The organism is Coleofasciculus sp. E1-EBD-02 (assembly GCF_040218245.1).
Taxonomy (GTDB): Bacteria; Cyanobacteriota; Cyanobacteriia; order Cyanobacteriales; family Coleofasciculaceae; genus Coleofasciculus.
The window spans coordinates 1-13,473 of record NZ_JAVJQN010000113.1 but is presented as its reverse complement, the minus strand read 5'-3'; the positions used below and the strand labels follow the sequence as shown (position 1 = coordinate 13,473).

General features: G+C 45.8%; 13 protein-coding genes and 1 pseudogene. 10 read left to right on the top strand and 4 right to left on the bottom strand.

The window, feature by feature from the left end; all coding sequences use genetic code 11:
* Positions 1 to 866: 866 nt before the first annotated feature.
* From RIC07_RS18615 to RIC07_RS18605, 3 genes are all read right to left on the bottom strand, one after another.
* Positions 867 to 3,023, bottom strand: a complete 2,157-nt coding sequence (locus RIC07_RS18615) for a Tex family protein (RefSeq protein WP_446395829.1) — start codon at positions 3,021 to 3,023, stop codon at positions 867 to 869.
* Between the two features lie 139 nt (positions 3,024 to 3,162).
* The gene (locus RIC07_RS18610; RefSeq protein WP_446395820.1) at positions 3,163 to 3,741 is read right to left on the bottom strand and encodes a Uma2 family endonuclease; all 579 of its coding nucleotides are present in this window, start codon (positions 3,739 to 3,741) and stop codon (positions 3,163 to 3,165) included.
* Positions 3,742 to 3,854: 113 nt separating this feature from the next.
* Positions 3,855 to 4,037 (bottom strand): hypothetical protein, encoded by a 183-nt coding sequence (locus RIC07_RS18605; RefSeq protein WP_446395819.1) that lies wholly within the window; start codon positions 4,035 to 4,037, stop codon positions 3,855 to 3,857.
* A gap of 254 nt (positions 4,038 to 4,291) precedes the next feature.
* Here RIC07_RS18605 and RIC07_RS18600 point away from each other — a divergent pair, with 254 nt between their 5' ends.
* Together RIC07_RS18600 and arsM are read left to right on the top strand one after the other, a co-directional pair.
* The gene (locus RIC07_RS18600) at positions 4,292 to 4,951 is read left to right on the top strand and encodes a DUF2834 domain-containing protein (RefSeq protein ID WP_446395818.1); all 660 of its coding nucleotides are present in this window, start codon (positions 4,292 to 4,294) and stop codon (positions 4,949 to 4,951) included.
* 241 nt (positions 4,952 to 5,192) lie between these two features.
* On the top strand, positions 5,193 to 6,155 hold the full coding sequence (gene arsM / locus RIC07_RS18595) for an arsenosugar biosynthesis arsenite methyltransferase ArsM (RefSeq protein ID WP_446395817.1): 963 nt from the start codon (positions 5,193 to 5,195) through the stop codon (positions 6,153 to 6,155).
* Between the two features lie 162 nt (positions 6,156 to 6,317).
* Here the strand turns inward: arsM and RIC07_RS18590 are convergent, their stop codons facing one another.
* Positions 6,318 to 7,148, bottom strand: a complete 831-nt coding sequence (locus tag RIC07_RS18590) for a Uma2 family endonuclease (RefSeq protein ID WP_446395816.1) — start codon at positions 7,146 to 7,148, stop codon at positions 6,318 to 6,320.
* A 235-nt stretch (positions 7,149 to 7,383) separates the two neighbouring features.
* Here RIC07_RS18590 and RIC07_RS18585 point away from each other — a divergent pair, with 235 nt between their 5' ends.
* The 8 genes and pseudogenes from RIC07_RS18585 (at position 7,384) to RIC07_RS18550 (ending at position 13,241) form a co-directional block, all read left to right on the top strand.
* Complete coding sequence (locus RIC07_RS18585) at positions 7,384 to 7,728, top strand: ArsR/SmtB family transcription factor (protein ID WP_446395815.1); 345 nt, start codon at positions 7,384 to 7,386, stop codon at positions 7,726 to 7,728.
* A gap of 237 nt (positions 7,729 to 7,965) precedes the next feature.
* A complete protein-coding gene (locus RIC07_RS18580) occupies positions 7,966 to 8,994 on the top strand; it encodes a PstS family phosphate ABC transporter substrate-binding protein (RefSeq protein WP_446395814.1) in 1,029 nt (342 codons plus the stop codon).
* A gap of 30 nt (positions 8,995 to 9,024) precedes the next feature.
* Positions 9,025 to 10,176: an ACR3 family arsenite efflux transporter gene (arsB, locus tag RIC07_RS18575; protein ID WP_446395813.1), complete on the top strand. Its 1,152-nt coding sequence runs from the start codon at positions 9,025 to 9,027 to the stop codon at positions 10,174 to 10,176.
* 101 nt (positions 10,177 to 10,277) lie between these two features.
* Complete coding sequence (gene arsC, locus RIC07_RS18570) at positions 10,278 to 10,685, top strand: arsenate reductase, glutathione/glutaredoxin type (RefSeq protein WP_446395812.1); 408 nt, start codon at positions 10,278 to 10,280, stop codon at positions 10,683 to 10,685.
* A gap of 95 nt (positions 10,686 to 10,780) precedes the next feature.
* Positions 10,781 to 11,176 carry an arsenate reductase, glutathione/glutaredoxin type gene (gene arsC / locus RIC07_RS18565; RefSeq protein ID WP_446395811.1) on the top strand — a complete coding sequence of 132 codons (396 nt, stop codon included), beginning with the start codon at positions 10,781 to 10,783 and terminating at the stop codon, positions 11,174 to 11,176.
* Between the two features lie 171 nt (positions 11,177 to 11,347).
* Positions 11,348 to 11,695, top strand: a pseudogene (locus RIC07_RS18560) (heavy metal-responsive transcriptional regulator); the annotation flags it as partial.
* Positions 11,696 to 11,848: 153 nt separating this feature from the next.
* On the top strand, positions 11,849 to 12,091 hold the full coding sequence (locus RIC07_RS18555) for a thioredoxin family protein (RefSeq protein WP_446395828.1): 243 nt from the start codon (positions 11,849 to 11,851) through the stop codon (positions 12,089 to 12,091).
* A gap of 154 nt (positions 12,092 to 12,245) precedes the next feature.
* The gene (locus tag RIC07_RS18550) at positions 12,246 to 13,241 is read left to right on the top strand and encodes a permease (RefSeq protein WP_446395810.1); all 996 of its coding nucleotides are present in this window, start codon (positions 12,246 to 12,248) and stop codon (positions 13,239 to 13,241) included.
* Positions 13,242 to 13,473: the final 232 nt, after the last annotated feature.

Here is a 13,473-nt window from a genome sequence, read left to right as displayed (position 1 = left end):
CTTCCTCTTACTGAAAGTGCATCGGCTCCATTTCCCGTGTACATGACTGCGATATTTGTACAGACGCGCTTTTGAAGCGTCTGTAGGACCCCTACCGCCTTGGATGTACTTACCACGTTCGATGTATTGCATTCACCTTTCGCTTGGGCAGTTGCAAGCTCGTGTTTTCCACCTGTACGCATAGGGGTTAATTTTTGGGGTATGGTTGCCCCTAACTCCCGTTTGGAGGGGTAACGTTTGCCTCGCCAATGTTATGTCTCGGTACTTTCCAAAAAGCACTGCCTTAACCCTATAAAGCTGTTTAACTTTTCGGTTCTAGCAGCTCAGGGCTGGCACGCACCCCAAGGTAGGAACTTGAACTCTTAGACATAACGTAGACCTCGTAGGTCTTAGGCTGGTCAGGTGTGGGCTTTTTTCAAGCCCCCGGCTTATAGCCGTGGGGTTCCTGACGGGAATTGCGTCTGCGATCAGATTGCCCTATTATAACGATTGTCCGCGATCACAGCCGTAGAGACGTTCCGGTGGAATGTTTCCTGATCACGGTTCTAGAGTATGGATTATGGGGTTTGCGATCGCAAAGCTTAATCTCGTATATTACGACGAAGGAAGCCCACACATCTTACTTTGATTGAGTGTGGGAGGATGTCACAATCGATGGTGGGTTACGGCGGATACCTGATTAAACGGTTACTTTCCTAATGGAATACCCGCCTAACCCACCCTACGGGCTACGGGCTACTTGATAGGAAACCCGCGCAGGCGGGTGCAAGTTTGTGTAGCTGCGGTTACCCTACGGGAAGCCGCTCCGCGTCTACAACCGCCCACTTACAAATGACAAATGACAAATGACAAATGACAAATGACGCTTACCTCTGTTGCGCTGCCCGCATAGATAAACCAATCCGCTTTAACTTCTCATCCACCGACATAACCCGCACATTTACAACTTGTCCCACTTTGACAATTTCTTTGGGATCGTCCACAAATCGATCCGCCAGTTGGGAAATATGCACCAACCCATCCTGATGCACGCCAATATCTACAAATGCGCCAAAATTCGCCACATTCGTGACAATTCCTTCTAACTCCATCCCCACTTTTAGGTCAGACATTTCCTTCACGCCTTCCTTAAATGTGGCATATTTAAACTCAGCACGCGGATCACGTCCCGGCTTTTCTAATTCCCGGATAATGTCTTTCAGGGTGGGTAAGCCAACGGTATCCGTCACATATTTCTTTAAATCAATAGATTTGAGCCGATCGGCGGCTTTAGGGATTTGTTTCAAGGGAACCCCAATATCTTTCGCGATCGCTTCCACGACTGGATAACTCTCTGGATGCACGGCGGTATTGTCTAAGGGGTTATCGCCACCGCGAATTCTCAGGAATCCGGCGGACTGTTCAAAGGCTTTGGGTCCTAATTTGGCGACTTTCAGCAGACGGCGGCGATTAGGAAATGCGCCATTTTCATTCCGATAGGTGACGATATTTTTGGCAATAGTTGGAGTTAAACCAGACACAAAGGTTAATAACTCTTTCGATGCCATATTCAGATCCACACCCACATAGTTCACACAACTTTCTACCGTGTCATCCAGCTTCTTTCTGAGTAACTTTTGATCCACATCATGCTGGTATTGTCCCACGCCAATGGATTTAGGATCAATTTTTACCAATTCCGCCAAAGGATCTTGTAAACGGCGTCCAATACTAATCGCCCCGCGCACGGTAACATCTTGATCCGGAAATTCTTCTCGCGCTACATCACTGGCGGAATAGATAGACGCACCCGATTCATTTACAATCACGCTAATCGGTTTCCGATCCAGGGTTTTAATTACTTCTCCGACAAACTCATCGGTTTCCCGCGATGCTGTACCATTCCCGATCGCGATTAATTCAATCTGGTATTTTTCAATCAAGTTTCTGAGTACAGTAGCCGCTTGGCTAGATTGTCCAGTATGGGGAAAAATGGTTTGATATTCCATAAACTTCCCCGTTTCATTTAATACCGCCACTTTACACCCTGTCCGCAATCCTGGATCAATGGCTAACGTAGGTTTCATTCCGGCTGGGGGAGAAAGTAGGAGTTCTCGCAAATTAGCTTCAAAGGTTTTAATCGATTCAAAATCCGCGAAGGCTTTACGATCTGTACGCACTTCCGTAATTAGGGAATTTTTCATCAAACGGTTAAAGCCATCATGCAGCAGATCCCGATAGAACTTCCGCACCTCTGGAATTTTGGTGCGAATGGTTTCTGATTCTAAATACGACTGGACAAACTCCTGATCAAAATCCAGATTCAGGGTTAAGATTCCCTCACTCTCTCCCCGAAATAATGCCAACATATTGTGCGGTGCAATATCCTTTGCTTTAATTTGGAAATTGCGGTACATTTCATATTTAGTGCTGCCTTCGGGATAATCGTCTTTAATCTTGGAGACAAATCGCCCATTTTTCATTAAATAGTCGCGCAGGTATGCCCGAAATTCAGCAGTTTCCGCGACTTCTTCTGCTAAGATATCAGACGCCCCTTTCAGCGCATCGGCGGCGGTTTTGACACCCTTTTCTTCGTCAATATAATTGGCGGCTTCTGCTTCTAAGGAGACGGGTTTGGCGGTGGGGGTATTCAGGGATTTAATAAATTCAGCCAGAGGTTCCAACCCTTTTTCCCGCGCAACGGTGGCTCTAGTGCGGCGCTTGGGACGATAAGGGAGGTAAAGGTCTTCTAACTCATTTTTCTGGAAACAGGACTCGATTTTCGCTTTCAGTTCATCCGTCAGTTTTCCTTGAGACGCGATCGCCTCCAGAATCGTGGCTTTGCGTTCTTCGAGTTCACTCAGGTAGGCGTAGCGTTCTGCGATCGCGCGAATTTGGACTTCATCCAGAGAACCGGTGCGTTCTTTCCGATAACGGGAAATAAAGGGAATCGTGGCGCCCTCAGCTAAAAGAGACAGGGTATTTTCCACCTGATTGGCGGAGAGGGAAAGCTCTTGTGCTAGGACGGAGGGAATATTCAGCATATTCGTCATTTGTCATTTGTCATTTGTCATTCGTCATCCTCACGAAGCGCCAATATAAGCTATGTTTCTGTAAGGGTTGGATAACTCTTTACATAACTTCATCTAGTTGAGTTGACTGACTTAGAGTTAACATTATACCTTAAATCATTGGGAAAAGTTTGGATAAATCGAGAACCAAATCGGCAAAATAGGGCAACTCTCTTGTCTGATCCGGCAATATAATTCGTCTTAAACCGTATCCAAAACTATTCTGCCCTTTGTGAAAAGGCTGGCTATAGGCTTCTACGTAATTGTCGATTAAATTAAAGAGCCAATAATCAGAAATACCCGCTTCAGCATAGAGTGGTAGTTTAATCTCTCGGTCATACTTGAGCGTTGAATCAGCAATTTCGATAACAAAGTAAACGTCCTCAGCTTTGGGTAGCGAAAAGCGATAATTATCTGCTCGTTTCCGTAAAATAGCAAAATCGGGTTCAGGTTCGCTATTGGATGACAAAATAATCGGATCTTGACATTGTAACTTAGCTCGACCTGTAACCAATCCCGCCAATTCTTCGAGTAAATCTCGACAACAATTAGTATGGGCTGTACCTTTCGCCGCCATCTGCATGATTTCCCCACGAATTAATTCCACTCGGTCATCTTCGGTGAAAAATCCCAACTCTGCTAAACGGTGATAGTCCTCAAGCGTGAAGCGTTTGGCTGTTGTCGATGTCATAGGTATCGGTGGTCATATCGTCTAGACTACTACCAGATCCCCGACTTCTAGAACAAGTCGGGGATCTTAATTCGCTCCTGTCAAGCGTAACGAATCCCCCCCAGAGAGAATGCTCACTTCCAGGTTAGCGATCGCGAACTGATCCGTTTACCCAATACCCGGCTGGGAAAACAAAGCAACTCCAGCCAAATCAGTTTCAAATAAAAAGCCTGTCTGTATTGGGCAAACAGTCGAATTTTCTGCCATAAAAGCAATAATTGCAGTTTCAGCCGCACGGTGAATTCCCTGGTTAGCATGACTCTGGTGTTGTTGTAGGTTAAACAGCCTTGGGTTGAAACTCAAGCAACTCAAAGCTAAAGTCAGAATCGAGCTGACTGGATAAGAGTTTTAGTCCATTTTAATGGACTTTAGCTTTTAGCCAAGAACTTGAGTTCTTGGCGAATGCTGGGGCTTTGTGACAAAGGTGTATTAACCCAAAACCAACCGCCCCAATCGATTCATGCGATAATGCACAAGATACCCGGTGGACTTGCACTCCCAATCATGACTTATGCTCAGACAACTTGGTTTTTGGATACTCTGGGTTGGCTTTCTCGCTTATGCCTTTCTGTTTGCGCCTCCCCAGCAACCCGACACCTTTGACCTGATTACCAATCTTTCCACAGGCAACTGGGATGGGATTAATCCCCTAATTATTGCTCTATTCAACATCATGGGCATACTACCGCTAGCATACGCCTGCTTCGTGTTTATTGATGGACGAGGGCAAAAAATCCCCGCGTGGCTGTTTGCTACCGTCTCCTTTGGTGTGGGGGCATTCGCCTTACTCCCCTATCTCGCCTTACGTCAACCCAATCCCGAATTTCCTGGCTCAAAAACTATCATCCTGAGTATTCTCGATTCTCGTTGGTTAGGTGCTGTTCTCACTCTTGGCACCTTGGTATTACTAGGATTTGGCATCCTCAACGGCGATTGGGCAAACTTTGTCCAGCAGTGGCAAACCAGCCGTTTTATCCATGTGATGAGCCTGGACTTTTGCCTATTGTGCTTGCTTTTCCCAGCACTGGTAGGCGATGATATGGCACGACGCGGCATCAATAATCCCACCCTATTTTGGGCGGTTTCCCTGATACCGTTAATCGGTTCACTGGTTTATCTGTGTCTGCGTCCCCCTCTTCCAGACACTGAGGAAGCCATGGCAACCGCTTAAAGTTTAGCGGATTCTCAGCAAAAATTAATTCAACTTCAGTTCACTAGAAGATGTTGGTGTTGGCAAGCCCAGAAATGCGTCGGGTCGGTAGGGACAAGTTTAATGGATAAACTCTGTCAATATCCATTCATTTTGACTGTGTTGATTCCCTGTTCTATGTTCTATAACAAAAAACGTAGCTTGCTTCTCGCTTGCGCGAGTAGGACAAATGACAAATGACGAATGACCAAGGACAAACACTATGACGTATCTAGAAACAACCGCAGAATTCTACAGTGAAGTCGCCCAAACCCCGGAAGTGGGGTTATGTTGTGTGCAGAGTTCTCCCCTGCAACTTCCCGGACTGAAAATTCCCCAGCAAATGCAGGAAATGAACTATGGTTGTGGAACCACCGTTCATCCGGCGGAACTGATAAACGAGCCAACGGTACTCTATTTGGGCGTGGGTGGCGGTTTAGAAGCCCTGCAATTTGCCTATTTTTCCCGGCGTCCGGGTCGTATCATTGCCGTTGATCCCGTCAAGGCGATGCGGGAAGCAGCGACTCGTAACCTAGCTAGCGCGGCTCAAGATAATCCTTGGTTTGACCCAAGTTTTATCGACATTCGTGAAGGCGATGCCTTTGACCTCCCTGTACCCGATGCTTCGGTTGATGTCGTTGCTCAAAATTGTCTATTTAATATCTTTGAACCCGCAGACCTAACTAAAGCCTTGCAAGAAGCCTATCGGGTGTTAAAAATTGGCGGACGCTTGATTATGAGTGACCCCATCGCCACCCGTCCGATTCCTGATCATTTACGCCAAGATGAACGGTTAAGGGCAATGTGCTTATCGGGTGCTTTAACCTACAACGAGTATATTCAACATCTGGTTCATGTTGGGTTTGGTCAAGTCGAAATCCGGGCGCGGCGTCCTTATCGGCTATTGGATTGTCAAAGTTATCAGTTAGATCAGCCGTTGCTGCTGGAAAGTTTAGATTCTGTGGCATTCAAAGTGCCGATTCCGGAAGATGGTGCTTGCATTTTCACCGGAAAAACAGCGATTTATCAGGGAAATAAAGACGTTTTTGATGATAACGCGGGTCATGTTCTGCAAAAAGGTGTTCCGGCGTCGGTGTGTGATAAAACAGCCGCTAACCTGGCGATGTCAAAAGATATTCTGATTACTGATTCCACCTGGCATTACACTGGCGGCGGTTGCTGCTAAAAGTGAGGTAAAGTAAGCAAGATCACCGACTTCTTGGAGAAGTCGGTGATCTACCTGTGTACGCAGTTTTGGCTTGTCTGCATAGTTCTAATCCATTGTTTCCTGGTGTGGCATAAGGTGTTTAGGCTAAAGCCCTTACTACGAACTACGAATGTTCTAATATCACTCAAGAATAGCTCTGACTTCTTCTACGGAAAGATTACAAGCTGTGGCAATTTGTTCTAGGCTTAGACCTAAGGAGAAGAGTCGAGTTACGGTTTGTTGCAGCGCTTGTTCTGCACGTTGACGTTCTTGTTCTGCCCGTTGACGTTCTTGTTCTGCACGTTGACGTTCTTGTTCTGCACGTTGACGTTCTTGTTCTGCCCGTTGACGTTCTTGTTCTGCCCGTTGTGGATAAAGATTACCTTGTTCGTCGTACCAAAATAACCATTCCCTTGTCCAATCTACGTAGGTTCCTTGACCTCGACCAATCCCTAAACCGACTTCCGGCATCCAGTAGGGTTCCCCGGTTTGTAAAATATATTCTCCCTGTTCTAAACGATACACCTCAAAGGGTTGATGTTCATCTCTTTGCCAGTGGCTGGGGTTGTAAATCACATAGTAAAGCACTCCCAACTGAGTATATTTGTCTTTTTTATCTCCATATTCATCGTTGTATTTTTTGGAGACAATTTCTATTGCCAGAATAGGAGGAATATTGTTTTCTTCCCATAAGACATAGCTGAGTCGTCCTGATTCGCTTGAGCGCCTCGGTACACCGATACTCAAAAAACCGTCGGGTACGAGTGCAGGTTGGCGTTTGTTTTCGTAGAGGTAGTAGATGCCCATATCTACGCCCAAAAACCAATCTTGGCGGTCTTGCCAGATGAACGCCAAAATAGAAAGAAGTAAGTTGGGAATTAGGTTTTGGAGTTCATTATCCACAGGGGTATCATCGGAGCAGGGTAGTTCTTGGCTCGTGGGTAGACGGGAAAGTGGTTCAAATTGTACCATCTGTGATTACTCTCAACTGGAGAATGACTATTAATTCTAGGATAGACGCGATTGTCTGAAGTGTTCCTGCTCCCCCTGCTTCCCCCGATCGCCATCGTTCCACGCCTAGGAGTCTCTTTTTTTACCTTAAGTTGACACCAATGCGCCGTGCGCCCCTACGGTTTTCCAGGGTAAGCCGCGTCACTATATAGCAACCGCCACGTCTCTACCTGGAAACCGGGCTAAAATTAAGGGGATGTTTCAAGAAAAGTTGATGCAAGTCACCGCCTCCCCGACCAATCTGAGCCTGATTACTTCCAGCTTCCATGCTCTATCTGACCCGATTCGGATCAAACTACTGGAACTGTTGCGAGAACAGGAATTGTGTGTGTGTGAACTCTGCGAAGTGCTGGAGGTGAGTCAGTCGAAGTTATCCTTTCACTTGAAAACTCTCAAAGAAGCTAGCTTGGTTCGCGCCCGTCAGCAAGGGCGTTGGGTTTATTACAGCCTGAATTTGCCTCAATTTGTGCTGTTAGAACAATATTTGGCAGAATATCGCCGCTTTAGCCCCATTTTAGCCGGTCGTCCCTGTTCAGAGTAATACCTGGGGTTCAAGGGCGTAGGGGTGTAGAGACGCGCCATGGCGCGTCTCTACAATTGTCTGGTATCAACTTTTTTTGGAGGATTGCTAGAATCAGCCTTCTGCCTTCTGTCTCCTGCATCCGGAGTCTTGGCTACTGCTCTACATCGCCTCAATTCTGAATATAAGGGCTTGACAAATCAATTTTTTTTGAAATGATAAAAGTAATCCCATAGTTCTAGAAGGGGGTCGAGTTCAATGAAGGTTATCCCCAGACCACAAATTCTGCCACAGACAAAACTGGCGCTAATTGCGACGGTTACGGCACTCTTGGGCGCCTGTTCCCAAGTCCAGTCACAGTTGCCCCAACCGATTGAAATCGATGGTTCGAGTACGGTGTATCCGATTACGAAGACTGTTGCGGAGACATTTAATGCCACGACAAAAGCGCCTGTCAATGTCAGCGTGGGCTTTTCGGGTACAGGGGGTGGGTTTAAAAAGTTCTGTGCTGGCGAAACCGATATTAATGATGCCTCTCGCCCGATTCAAGCCGATGAGATGGCAGCCTGCAAACAAGCAGGGGTGGCTTATATTGAACTCCCCGTTGCCTTTGATGCGATTACTGTTGTGGTAAATCCCGAAAATGATTGGGTAGAGAGTCTCACGGTAGCAGAGTTGAAAAAAATCTGGGCACCCGAAGCCCAACGCCAAATCACCCAATGGAATCAAGTACGGGAGTCTTTTCCCCAGAAACCGCTAATTTTATATGGTCCGGGGACAGATTCTGGTACGTTTGATTACTTTACCGAAGCCATCGTCGGTGAAGCGGGGTCGAGTCGTAGCGATTATACCGCCAGTGAGGATGATGAAATTCTGGCACAGGGAGTGAATCGAGACCCCAATGCATTGGGCTATTTTGGTTTAGCCTATTACGAAACCAATCAAGATACATTAAAAGCGATCGCGGTCGATAGTGGCAAGGGGGCTGTCTTGCCTTCACGTCAAACCGTTGAGGATGCAACCTATCAACCCCTAACTCGACCGTTGTTTATCTACGTTAACGCGGCGGCTGCCCAGAAAAACCCAGCGTTAGGAGAATTTGTGGCGTTTTACCTGGAGAACGCCCCAGAAATTGTTAGTTCGGTTGGCTATATACCGCTACCAGACGAGGGATATCACCTAGCTAACGTGCATTTCTTTCAAAACAAGGTAGGCACTGTCTTTGACGGCAAAGCTGAATTTAATCTCACCCTTGGTGAGTTGTTACGCAAACAGAAAAAGTTTTAACCATTAACGGTTGCATTTTGAGTCATTCCTATGAGTACTAATTCATCTAACGCCACATCCTCGCCACCCCAAGTTGGGGGTCAACTCAGTTTCTTTGAAAAATATCTCACCGTTTGGGTGGTACTTTGCATTCTTGCAGGTATCGTTCTAGGAAAATTATTCCCCGGTGTGGCAGTGACACTGGATTCCATGAGTATTTATCAGGTATCCATTCCTATCGCCATCTGCCTGTTTTTCATGATGTATCCGATTATGGTGAAAATTGATTTCACCCAAGCAACTCAGGCAGTCCGTGCGCCGAAACCCGTGATTTTAACCATGGTGGTGAATTGGTTAATTAAACCGTTCACGATGGTGGTTTTTGCCCAGTTTTTCCTGGGTTGGTTATTTCAGCCTTTGCTATCGGAAACGGAGATTATTCGCGGGGCGGAGGTTACTTTGGCAAATTCTTACATCGCTGGGGCAATATTATTAGGGATTGCCCCTTGTACGGCGATGGTTTTGATGTGGGGATATCTGTCTTACAGTAATCAAGGACATACCTTGGTGATGGTGGCGGTGAATTCACTGGTCATGTTGTTTCTGTATGCGCCGTTGGGACGATGGTTATTAGCGGCGAATAATTTAAGTGTACCCTGGCAAACGATTGTCTTATCGGTACTGATTTATGTGGGGTTGCCGTTGGCGGCGGGGATGTATAGTCGGTATTGGATTTTTAAACATAAGGGCAAAGAGTGGTTTGAACGGCGATTTATTAAGTATCTGAGTCCGATTTCGATTGCGGCGCTTTTAATTACGTTGGTTCTGTTGTTTGCGTTTAAGGGGGAACTGATTATTAATAACCCGCTGCACATTTTGCTGATTGCTGTACCGTTGTTTATTCAGACGAATTTTATCTTCTTTATCGCTTATGTGGCGGCGTTGAAGTTGAATTTGGCTTATGAAGATGCTGCACCTGCAGCGTTAATTGGCGCGAGTAATCATTTTGAAGTGGCAATTGCGACGGCGGTGATGCTGTTTGGTTTGAATTCGGGGGCGGCGTTGGCGACGGTTGTTGGGGTGTTAATTGAAGTACCTGTGATGTTGATGTTGGTGGAGTTTTGTAAGCGAACGGCGATGTGGTTTCCACGGGAACCGGAAAAGGCAACATTGCGTGATCCGCGTTGTGTTAGCCCTTACTAATTATTCTCCGTGTCATTGTTTATTCCAATAACAAATGATATGAGCTAATAACAGGTTTCCCTTGTCCTTAAACTCACTATCCTTCATGCTGTTATTGACCCATGAAAAGAGTGATTTTTGTCTGTCAAAAAAACTCTTGCCGTTCCCAAATGGCAGAAGGGTTTGCTCGCTTTTTAGATGAGAATCGGAAATTTTCCTTCGCCAGTGCTGGACTGGAAGCGAGTCAGGTTCATCCACTGGCGGTTCAGGTTATGGCTGAGGTGGGTATTGATATTAGTCAGCACCAGTCTAAACTGTTGAGTGATTTCAATGCTGAAGACTTTCCGGCTGTGATATCGATGTGTGACTGTGGTAAAGATTTACCGGAGGAGTGGTTAATAAAGGAAACTTTCTACGAGTGGCGATTAGATGATCCCCATGATGAACCGATAGAGACATTTCGCCAAGTTCGCGATGAAGTGGAAAGACAAGTCAGAGCCTTATTGTTATTTCTGAATATTAAGGGATAGACAGGAATAGCGGTGATTTTTCTGAACTTAGTGTCGGCTGGTGTCTCAGGGATTAGATTGTAGTAAACCAACGAAAATTAGTAGTCAGGATTACCATGAAACAAGTGATGTTTGTTTGCAAAAAAAATTCCTGTCGTTCCCAAATGGCAGAAGGATTTGCTCGCACGTTAGGAGAGGGAAAAGTTGCGGTGACGAGTTCGGGGTTGGAGGCGTCTGAGGTGAATCCTACGGCGGTTAAGGTGATGTCGGAAGTTGGGATTGATATTAGTGATCAAGTGTCTCAGCCGTTGAGTGATTTTAAGGCTGAAGATTATAATGCTGTGATTTCTTTGTGTGGGTGTGGGGTAAATTTGCCTGAACCTTGGATATTGCGGGAGGTGTTTCAGGATTGGCAATTGGATGATCCGGCGGGTGAACCGATAGAGACGTTTCGGCGAGTACGAGATGAGATTAAAGAGCGAGTTGTTCAGTTAATTGATGCATTGAGTTAAGTTAAATGGCACTGACTTTAGAGTTTGTAGTAAGCGCTTTAGCGCTTCTGGCACTAAAGTGGCTACTACGAACTTAGCGCCCTCACCCCCAACCCCTCTCCCAAGCTTGGGAGAGGGGAGCTATTTATATTCTCCAGCTAGGGCTTGACCTTATACCTAGGTATAAGCTTTATGATTAAGGCACTGGATTCTGATATGAGCTGGGGCAATATGCTTCAAGTTGGTGAAGTGGCGCGTAAGTTGGGACTTAATCCCCAAACCCTTTATTTTTATGAACGGATTGGATTGATTCCGAGTCCGAAACGTACCGAGGCTGGATATCGCTTGTTTGATGACCAGGATATTGAACGGTTGTCCTTTATTAGTCGGGCGAAGGGGTTAGGTTTAAGCCTGGACGAAATTAAAGATTTACTGGTATTGCAAGATGGACAGTCTTTGTCTTGTGGTGAAGTTTATCAGCGATTGCTGAGAAAAGTTCAGCAAATTGAAGATAATATCCAGCAATTGCAACAGCTACGAGCAGAACTTTTGCCTTTGCTCAATCAGTGTCAAGAAAATGCTCAACGGTTGGGTGAAGAACGCCAGTGTGTTGTCTTTAAGGATGTTGATTATAACGGTGAAGACAAGGCTGGACTATTTGATCACGATGCCAATTCTTATGAGGTGTTAAGTATGGATACGCTGACAGTAGAAATTCTGGGAACGGGTTGTAAAAAATGCCATCAATTAGAGGAAAATGCCCGAAGTGCGATCGCGTCTTTAAATATCGCGGCTGAAATCGTGCCGATTACTGACCCTGTGGAGATTGCTAAACGGCGGGTTATGTCTACTCCAGCTTTGGCTGTTAATGGCAAAGTGGTGAGTAAGGGAAAGGTGATGTCTCCAGAACAAATTAAACCGTTGTTGCAGTCTTAAGTCATTTGTCATTTGTCATTTGTCATTTGTCATTTGTCATTTGTCATTCGTCATTTGTCATTTGTTATTCGTCATTTGTCATTTGTCATACTCGCGAAGCGAGACATTAAGGTTTAAGTGCCGAACAGCTTAACACCTAACCAAGGATAAGTTTATGGTTGATGTATTTTATCCCTTTGATTGGTTATCTACTCAAATTGTAACTAAACTTTTGGGTTTACCGTTGCATTCGTCTTTGGGATCAGCGCTGCATTTCTTTTTCTACGATGTTCCCAAAGTGCTGACTCTATTAATCGTGATTAGTTTTATCGTGGGAACGGTGCAAACGTTTCTCGATCCGCAAAAGATTCGCTATTGGATTAGTGGCAGGCGGACGATTTTTGGCAATGGTTTAGGCGCAACAGTTGGCATTATCACGCCGTTTTGTTCCTGTTCCGCTGTGCCGTTATTTATTGGCTTTTTAGAGGCGGGTGTACCGTTGGGAGTCACGTTTTCCTATCTGATTGCTGCGCCGATGGTGAATGAAGTCGCGGTTATTTTATTATGGGGATTGTTTGGATTAAAGGCAACGGTGATCTATATTGCCTTTGGGGTAGGATTAGCGATCGCGGCGGGTTATATTATTGGGATGCTACACCTGGAAAAGTGGGTGGAACCGTTTGTCTGGGCGTTGCAGAAGTCTCGCCAAGGGTCAGAGTCTGATCAGGATCAGGGCGATGATATGGAACTGACTTGGAAAGAACGATGGGAACAGGGTTATTATTCGGCGAGTGAAATTGTTAAATCTGTTTGGCTTTATGTGGTGGGTGGAATTGCGATTGGGGCGGGAATCCACGGGTATGTTCCTGCCGATATTATTACCCAGTGGGCGGGGGCGGGAAATCCGTTAGCGGTACCGATCGCGGTGGTGATGGGCGTGCCGCTTTATGCTAATATTGCTGGGGTTTTACCGATTACTGAGGCGTTGGTGAATAAAGGGTTGCCTTTGGGGACGGTTCTATCGTTTACGATGGCGGTTACGGCGTTATCGTTGCCGGAAATGGTGATTCTTCGGAAGGTATTACAGCCTGAGTTATTGGCTGTTTTTATTGCGTTGATGACGATGGGAATTATTAGCGTTGGCTATCTTTTTAATGCTTTGTTGATTTGAATTTAGGCGATAGGGGATTGTTCACTTGATTAATGTATTAGGTTAAGGGTATTTGTAGGGGCACGGCATTGCCAATCCGTGTCAAATTAAGCTAGTGCAGCGCGGCAGAAATACTTGAGCAGCTCATCTTAGGGTAAAATGGAACAATGAAGCCAAAAAAACTGGATGACCTAATCAAACTATTGCACTCATAACAACCTTAGCCATGCCTGACCCCCGTCCCCTGAGGATT

What these genes read in the sequence shown, in the direction of transcription:
- RIC07_RS18615 (WP_446395829.1), bottom strand. Translation starts at nt 3,023, where the DNA reads ATGCTGAATATTCCCTCCGTCCTAGCACAAGAGCTTTCCCTCTCCGCC.
- RIC07_RS18610 (WP_446395820.1), bottom strand. Translation starts at nt 3,741, where the DNA reads ATGACATCGACAACAGCCAAACGCTTCACGCTTGAGGACTATCACCGT.
- RIC07_RS18605 (WP_446395819.1), bottom strand. Translation starts at nt 4,037, where the DNA reads ATGCTAACCAGGGAATTCACCGTGCGGCTGAAACTGCAATTATTGCTT.
- RIC07_RS18600 (WP_446395818.1), top strand. Translation starts at nt 4,292, where the DNA reads ATGCTCAGACAACTTGGTTTTTGGATACTCTGGGTTGGCTTTCTCGCT.
- arsM (WP_446395817.1), top strand. Translation starts at nt 5,193, where the DNA reads ATGACGTATCTAGAAACAACCGCAGAATTCTACAGTGAAGTCGCCCAA.
- RIC07_RS18590 (WP_446395816.1), bottom strand. Translation starts at nt 7,148, where the DNA reads ATGGTACAATTTGAACCACTTTCCCGTCTACCCACGAGCCAAGAACTA.
- RIC07_RS18585 (WP_446395815.1), top strand. Translation starts at nt 7,384, where the DNA reads ATGTTTCAAGAAAAGTTGATGCAAGTCACCGCCTCCCCGACCAATCTG.
- RIC07_RS18580 (WP_446395814.1), top strand. Translation starts at nt 7,966, where the DNA reads ATGAAGGTTATCCCCAGACCACAAATTCTGCCACAGACAAAACTGGCG.
- arsB (WP_446395813.1), top strand. Translation starts at nt 9,025, where the DNA reads ATGAGTACTAATTCATCTAACGCCACATCCTCGCCACCCCAAGTTGGG.
- arsC (WP_446395812.1), top strand. Translation starts at nt 10,278, where the DNA reads ATGAAAAGAGTGATTTTTGTCTGTCAAAAAAACTCTTGCCGTTCCCAA.
- arsC (WP_446395811.1), top strand. Translation starts at nt 10,781, where the DNA reads ATGAAACAAGTGATGTTTGTTTGCAAAAAAAATTCCTGTCGTTCCCAA.
- RIC07_RS18555 (WP_446395828.1), top strand. Translation starts at nt 11,849, where the DNA reads ATGGATACGCTGACAGTAGAAATTCTGGGAACGGGTTGTAAAAAATGC.
- RIC07_RS18550 (WP_446395810.1), top strand. Translation starts at nt 12,246, where the DNA reads ATGGTTGATGTATTTTATCCCTTTGATTGGTTATCTACTCAAATTGTA.